Below are 7,244 nucleotides of genomic sequence, written 5' to 3' on the forward strand. Positions count from 1 at the left end.
TGTACTCGTTCTACATTGAGGACCAGGACTACAACTGGTGGGAAATCCAGTACTACGACGGGGTCCAGCACGACGACATGTTCGACTTCGGCGATCGCTTCGGCGATGCCGACTCCGACCTGCATGGCGATCTCGGCGGAATCCGATAACCCGTAGCAACAAAATTGAAATCAAAAAAGGAGACAAACATGGATTACCGCTTGCTGACGTTCATGTCAGAAACAGGCCCGCGTGCCGGCATTCTTGTGGGCGAACGCATCTATGAAGTGGCGCACGAAACGGCAGTTTCTTCGTGGAGCACTGTGCTCGGCATCCTGGAGCAGTGGAGCACGGCCGAGGGCGCGCTCGATGAAGCTGCCCTCCGCATTGCGGCCGGGGCCGCGAGGTCGGCCGGCCAGCCGCTTGCGCAAGCGCCCCTGCTCGCCCCGGTGCTGCACCCCGGTACCATCTACTGTGCCGGTGCCAATTACAGCGATCACCGCGAAGAGATGGCACGTGCGCTCGGCCTGGAGCCGACCCCGGATATGAAGGAGCTTGGCGAAGCGCCGTGGCATTTCATCAAGACGGGCCGGAGCTCCGTGGTCGGGCCGAACGCCGCCGTCAAGCTGCCGGCCTACTCCAAGACCGTCGACTGGGAAATCGAGCTTGCCGTTGTGATTGGAAAGCCGGCCAAGGACGTCCCGGTGGAAAAGGCGCTTGACTATGTCGCCGGGTACACCATTGCCAACGACCTGTCGGCACGTGACGCCATGCGCCGCAGCAAGATGCCGCCGACAAGTCCCTTTCACCTTGACTGGATCGGACACAAGAGCTTCGATGGCTCGTGCCCGATCGGGCCCTGGATCGTACCCGCCGGCCAGATCGCCGATCCGCACCGGCTCGCGCTGAAGCTCTGGGTATCCGGCGAGCTGATGCAAGATTCGAGCACGGAAAAACTGATTTTCGACATTCCCGAGCAGATCTCGATGCTGTCGTCACGCGTCACGCTGCAGCCTGGCGACATGATCCTGACCGGTACGCCGGCTGGCACAGGCGCGCCGCAGAAGCGCTTCCTTCAATCTGGCGAAACGGTACGGCTGTTCGTTGAGGGCATTGGCGAGTTTGAACACAGCATGGTTTGAATCCGCGCTGTTCTATTCAGTCGTTCTGCCATCCGTTTCCAGGAGAAGACCAACATGTCTGGCTTCAAGTCGATCATGCTTTCCACGCTGACCGGTATCGCGCTATGCGGAACAGGGTTCAGCGTTTCAGCGCAAGAGTATCCATCCAAGGTCGTCCGGGTGCTCTCTCCGTATGCACCGGGGCTAGCTCCGGACGTTGCGCTGCGCATTGTCACATCAAAAATCGAGCAAAACTGGCAGGGGAAGCCGATCGTGATCGAATCGCGCCCCGGAGCGAACGGCACGCTGGCGATCGGTGCTGCCAAGAAGGGCGATGTCAGCGGGCACACTTTGCTGCTGCTTGGTCATTCTCATCTCACTATCAATCCGGTACTCCTTTCGAACCTCAACTACGATCCGCTGAAGGACTTTATCCCGCTTGGCATGCTCTACCGGGCACCGTTCTTTATTTGCGTGGCGGCAAACAGCCCGTACAAGACCGTTGGGGATTTGCTTGCCGCGGCCAGGGAGAAGCCCGGCAAGCTGACCTACGCCACCAGCTACATCGGCAGCCCTTCACACTTTGCCACCGCCAAGCTCGAACTCATGACCGGCACGCACATGCTGCCGGTCCACTACGCTACCGAAGGCACGCAGGCTTATACCTCGATTGTCAATGGCGATGTGGTGTTCACGCTGGCGTCGGCGGCGTCAGTGGAGCCGCTGGTGAAATCCGGCCGCCTGCGCATGATTGCCACGACTTCCCCCACGAGGGTGCCCACCCACCCCGAGGTTCCCACCATCCGGGAATCCGGCGGACCGGCTGACTATGAGTTCGAGACCTGGTCGGTCCTGGTGGCGCCGCGCGGCACTTCGGAGAGCGTGGTCCGCCAGATTCGCGCGGATATCAGCAAGGCACTGGCTGCCCCCGAAGCGAAGGCGCGCCTCCAGTCCCTGGGCTTTGAGCCGGCCCGGGAACGCACGCCGGAAGAGTTCTCCGCGCTCATTAGCCAAGACCTGAAGCGAAACCGGGACCTGATCAAGCGCACCGGCATTTCGCTGCAGTAGCAGATGGCTGCGAGCCGTTTCGTCTCGCAGTTCAGATGGCTTCATCGGGCGCCGCCGCAGTGGAATGCGGGGCAGCGTCGCGACTCATGTACTCAATGGAAAAACACTCCGGGAGAATGACGTGTACAGCCACGACAAGAATGCAGTTGATGAGAGCGAACCACGGGATGGTGGAGAAATCCCCGGCAGGCCGGTCGATGGTGGCGGCTTTTCCAGGCGCGATTTTCTACGAGGCAGCCTCGCCGGCGTAGGCGCCGTGGCGAGTGCCGCCGTGGCTGGCAACAGCCTTGCGCAGAAGCCCGCCGGCACGGCCCCGGCTCATGGACGCTACGGCGTGGCGGAGGCGACCGTGCCTGGACGGAGGATTCTGCTGAAGGGCGGGATAGTACTGACGCTTGACAAGAAGCTTGGGGACTTCGAACAGGCGGATGTGCTGATCGAGGGAAAGAAGATTGTCGCAATCGGCCCGAACCTCAAGGCCGAGGCGCAAACGATCGACTGTTCCGGCACGATCGTCATGCCAGGATTCATCAGCACCCATCATCACCAGTATGAAAGCCTGCTCCGGAGCCTGACCACAGACGTGCTGCACATCCGGGACATTCCCACCGACGCCGAGCAGCCAAAGGCGGTATGGCCGCTGGAGACCTATACCACGGTGGTTCAGCAGATCTGGACGCCTGGCCGCATACCGAACCCTGCCGGTGGCGGGACGCCGGTATGGGATCTGGGGCGCCCGCCCTACGATCCCGAGGACTGCTATCTCGCGGAGTTGCTTGCCAGCCTGAGTCAGATCACCCAGGGCATTACCACAAGCACTGACACCTCGCAGTCGTCGCATACGCCTGCCTATACGGATGCGATGATTCAGGGCCTGATGGATTCGGGGCAGCGCGCCGTCTTTGCCTATTCGCCGGGGACTGACAGGTCCGCGCAATTCCCGGACCAGCCCTATGAATGGCCTGGCCGCAGCGGCGATACTTCGTTCGGCCTCGGCCGGTTGGCCAAGAAGTACTTCAGTTCGCGCGACCAGCTGGTGACCCTGGGCGCCTGGGCCAGCTGGAAGCCGGTGGTCGACCCCAAGACGAGGCAGGTGCAGAACTATACGGGGTGGCAACTTGCGCGCGAATTCGGGGCATTGATCAACAACCACGCCGCGCATGGTCAGATGGTCAGTGACATGGCTGCGGACCCGCGCAACGGCAAAGACTGGTCCGACGTCACGCTGGTGCACTGCAACCTGTGGCAGGACGAGCCCGTGGCCCAAATCGGCGTCAACAATGTCACCTCGCGGGCATGGCAGATCCTGTCTGAAAGGGGCGGGCATGCATCTATCGCGCCGCTGATCGAGATGCAGATGCGGCACGGGATGCCGCCATTCCAGCTATGCCTGAACTATGGCATCTTGCCGAGCCTGAGCCCGGATATCGAAGCGAACATGACGGCGAATCCGTTCTCGCTGATGCGAAGCGCCTACACCTTGCAGCGAGGCCTTGCAAACGACCTGGTCTACCTGCTCAGTGATCCGAACCAGCTTTCGGTGCCGCAGCTCGTGACCTCGCGGCAAGTCATAGAGATGATGACGGTCGCGGGCGCAGCGGGCTCCGGGCTGCTGGACAAAGTAGGGACACTGACGCCGGGCAAAGAAGCCGACATTGTCATCCTGGACGCCAACACCATTAATACAGCGCCAATGAACAACGTGCCCGGGACGATCGTGACCCTGATGGAATCGCGCAACGTCCGCGACGTGCTGATTGCCGGCAAAGTCGTGTACCGAAGCGGCAAGCTGGTTGGCTGGGATGTTGGCAAGCTAATGCGCGATATCAACAAGGCCCGTGACCGCATCCTTGCGCGCATCAACGGCCCGGCGCTGGTTGGCTCCATTCCCAAGGGCCTGAACAGCCAGTCCAATCCCTACCGGCCGAACTTCCTCGGGTCGAACGGATATCAGGGACAGAACAAGACCGCACCGGAATACGTGCTGCGGCCGTAGCCGCACGCAACCTTGTCGCGGCTGGTGCCGGGGCCGGTACCGGGCCAGCCGAGATCATCGTTGATCAAGCCTCCATGGTGGTAGTTCGGCCAGGCCGACCCTCCCCATGGGGAGGGTCGCGTGCGCGGTGCAAAAAGCCGAATTTCGATCACGTGTCTTTGGGTGCCAAAGACGGAAATAATCTGCCTTTCCTTTGTCGTCTTACAGATTGTGATTAGGTAATTTGTTCTTGGAGGAGCGCAGCCGCCCGGAAGTAGCGAGGAGGATGGCCGGCGGTAAGCAAATTATTCTTATATATGGAGAGCATTGGACATGAAGAGATCACAGGCTTCGCTGGCGGCACTGACGCTGTTTTCCGGCGCCGCATATTCTCAATCGAGCGTCACCTTGTATGGCGTGCTGGACGCCAATATCGAATATGTCAGCAATATCTCGCAGACCTCGCCCACTGTGAATCCCGCCACCGGGCAAGTCAACGCCGGGCCCGCGGGGAACAAGATCGCGCTTTCGAGCGGCGCGCTGTCCGCTGCTCGGTGGGGCCTGCGCGGGGTCGAGGACCTGGGAGGCGGTATGCAGGCGGTGTTTTCACTTGAGAACGGTTTTGGGGTGGACGATGGCAAGCAGAAGCAAGGCGGCCGCTTGTTCGGACGCCAGGCATTCGTTGGCCTGAGCAGCAATGTTGGCACGATTACCTTCGGTCGCCAGATGACCGCCCTCAGTACCGCGCTTGGCAATTACTCGCCAACGGCGTTTGCTTATCAGTATGAGCCGGTGGACGTCATGACCGGCGTGAACTACCGGTCAGACAACACCGTCAAGTATGTCGGAACATTCGGCGGCCTCACCGGTGTGGCGCACTGGACGTTCGGAAACGGCGCTGCCGGTGCGGGTGAAGTGCCCGGCCAGTTCCGCAGGGATAGCGGCTACGGTGCCGGCCTGTCCTATGACAGCGGGCCCTTCGGCGTCAGCCTTGCCTATGACCAGTATGACCCGACCATCGACGCCGCGACCGGTGCCGCCGGAAAATTCCGCAAGGCTGCCAGCGCGGTCAAGTACAGCTTCAAACGTGGCGTAGTCATGGCTGGCTATCGTTGGGAGAAGAATCTGTTCCCGGACGATTCAACGACATTGCGCGATGATTTCTGGTGGATCGGCGGCAACTACGAAGTCCTGCCGGCCCTGACTCTGACGCTGGCGTACTACTACCAGAATATGAAGACCCTGAAGCTTGTGCCGACGGCGCCGGCAACCAATCCGGCCAATCCATGGCAAGTGTCCTTCATGGCCGACTACAGCCTTTCAAAGCGGACCGACATGTACCTAACCGCGGCCTATGCTAAGAATGCCKGGCTGGCGCTTCACAATGCCACCCTCGGTTTTGCGAACATCTATGCGCTTGGCCAAGGCAAGAACAGCATGACTGGCGTAGCGGCCGGTATGCGGCATAAGTTCTGATCTTGTCGAAGGGCGCGGTGCCCTGATGACATGCGAATGGAAGCCAGTTGCGTGCTGGCTCCGCGCCTATCCGGAACGATGCCTGCACTTGCGTGAGTTGCCGTCGGCATTTCCATTGCGACCCGGCCTGCCGCAGCGCATCCTTGATCGAGGGGGGCAGGCCAGTGGCCCGGCCCGGCAGGAAGCCGTCACCAACCTCGCCGCGATGCAATAGAAGAAGCGGATCTGCATCGTTGCCTATAGCGCCCATATACACTGACCGGCCTGCCCGTTGGCTGCGCGGTCGTGGACGCCCCGCACGTCAGCATAGTCAGCGCGGCCGCCGCCACGGAGGCGTGCGAGACTCGCATCCGCAACACCAGGGATCTCCGTCATGCCGGATAATGAGCGAGGCCGTATCCCTTCAATTTCATGAAACGAGGCGTGACAAATGATCAGAATCCTGGGAATTTCCGGCAGCCTTCGTGCCCAGTCGTACAACACCGCGCTGCTGCGGGCGGCTCAGGCGGAGGCTGACGCGCAGGTCCGCCTCGATATCGCCACCCTGCATGGCATTCCGCTTTACGACGCAGACCTGGAGGCGCGTGAAGGATTGCCCGCCGCCGTGGTGGCGCTGCGCGAACAGGTCATGGCGAGCGATGGCCTGATGATGGCCACGCCTGAATACAACAACGGCATCCCCGGTGTCTTCAAGAACGCCATCGACTGGCTCTCGCGGCCGGCCAGCGATATTCCCGCGGTCTTCGGCAATCGCCCGGTAGCAGTCCTCGGGGCGTCCGCCGGGGGCTTTGGCACCGTGCTGGCACAGAACGACTGGCTGCCGGTGCTCAAGACACTGGGCACGCGGCACTATAGCGGCAGCCGGCTATTGGTTGCGCGCGCGGGGCAGGTGTTTGACCCGCAGGGCGAACTCACCGATGCTGGCATGCGTGCGCGGCTCAAGGAATTCGTTGCCGGCTTCGCTGTGTTCGTGGAAGGCCCGCGCGCGGGCTGAGCATACTCAGGCAACGCGCGCGGGGGGCGGCGACACCGGCACCCGACTGGTCTCGTTGTTGGCCGCCACCACGCGTTGCAGCATGGCAACGAACAGTGCACGCTCAGCCGGGTCCAACCCGGCCAGCGTGCGGGCCTGGGCGCGCTCCGTGCCCGGGTAGATGTCCTGCAGCAGCGCCGCACCCGTCGCCGGCAGCGAGAGCAGCTTGGTGCGCCGATCGGCGATGCCCGGCGAGCGCGAGATCAGTCCCTTTCCCTCCAGCCTTTCCGCCACACCGGCAATGGTGTGTGTGGTCAAAGCCGATGGCATTGGCCAGCCTGAGCTGGTCGATGCCAGGATAGACGCACACTGCCGCCAGCGCAGCGTTATTGCACGGGCGCCGTATCGAAGCCATCGGTCTCTTCGTGGAAGACCGAGGTGGCAATCTGGTGCAGCCGCCGGATGAGATGGCCCGGCTTGCTGTAGATCAGTTCGTCGAGATTAGACCTCGCCGGCCAGGCGGCATTTCGTGACCGGCTCGCGGACGCGGCACGGCGCGCCGGTGCGACTGCAACAGCTACCGCTGCTACGCCGGCGCTTCACCAAATGCCTGAACTCGCTGGCTTTCGGTTGACCATTAGCGATGAAACGG

General features: G+C 61.9%; 6 protein-coding genes. 5 read left to right on the forward strand and 1 reads right to left on the reverse strand.

Annotation, left to right across the window (positions count from 1 at the left end; translation table 11 throughout):
* The first annotated feature begins 188 nt into the window (after positions 1-188).
* From AC1DT6_RS39705 to AC1DT6_RS39725, 5 genes are all read left to right on the forward strand, one after another.
* On the forward strand, positions 189-1,121 hold the full coding sequence (locus AC1DT6_RS39705) for a fumarylacetoacetate hydrolase family protein (protein WP_477115542.1): 933 nt from the start codon (positions 189-191) through the stop codon (positions 1,119-1,121).
* A 54-nt stretch (positions 1,122-1,175) separates the two neighbouring features.
* Positions 1,176-2,168: a Bug family tripartite tricarboxylate transporter substrate binding protein gene (locus tag AC1DT6_RS39710; protein ID WP_477115543.1), complete on the forward strand. Its 993-nt coding sequence runs from the start codon at positions 1,176-1,178 to the stop codon at positions 2,166-2,168.
* A 121-nt stretch (positions 2,169-2,289) separates the two neighbouring features.
* Positions 2,290-4,164, forward strand: a complete 1,875-nt coding sequence (locus AC1DT6_RS39715) for an amidohydrolase family protein (protein ID WP_477115544.1) — start codon at positions 2,290-2,292, stop codon at positions 4,162-4,164.
* Positions 4,165-4,476: 312 nt separating this feature from the next.
* On the forward strand, positions 4,477-5,619 hold the full coding sequence (locus AC1DT6_RS39720) for a porin (protein WP_477115547.1): 1,143 nt from the start codon (positions 4,477-4,479) through the stop codon (positions 5,617-5,619).
* A 430-nt stretch (positions 5,620-6,049) separates the two neighbouring features.
* Positions 6,050-6,613 (forward strand): NADPH-dependent FMN reductase, encoded by a 564-nt coding sequence (locus AC1DT6_RS39725; protein ID WP_477115545.1) that lies wholly within the window; start codon positions 6,050-6,052, stop codon positions 6,611-6,613.
* Between the two features lie 6 nt (positions 6,614-6,619).
* Here AC1DT6_RS39725 and AC1DT6_RS39730 read toward each other — a convergent pair whose 3' ends face one another.
* On the reverse strand, positions 6,620-6,922 hold the full coding sequence (locus AC1DT6_RS39730) for a MarR family winged helix-turn-helix transcriptional regulator (RefSeq protein ID WP_477115546.1): 303 nt from the start codon (positions 6,920-6,922) through the stop codon (positions 6,620-6,622).
* Positions 6,923-7,244: the final 322 nt, after the last annotated feature.

It is taken from the genome of Cupriavidus sp. 01L45, from assembly GCF_056399885.1.

What these genes read in the sequence shown, in the direction of transcription:
- AC1DT6_RS39705 (WP_477115542.1), top strand. Translation starts at nt 189, where the DNA reads ATGGATTACCGCTTGCTGACGTTCATGTCAGAAACAGGCCCGCGTGCC.
- AC1DT6_RS39710 (WP_477115543.1), top strand. Translation starts at nt 1,176, where the DNA reads ATGTCTGGCTTCAAGTCGATCATGCTTTCCACGCTGACCGGTATCGCG.
- AC1DT6_RS39725 (WP_477115545.1), top strand. Translation starts at nt 6,050, where the DNA reads ATGATCAGAATCCTGGGAATTTCCGGCAGCCTTCGTGCCCAGTCGTAC.
- AC1DT6_RS39730 (WP_477115546.1), bottom strand. Translation starts at nt 6,922, where the DNA reads ATGCCATCGGCTTTGACCACACACACCATTGCCGGTGTGGCGGAAAGG.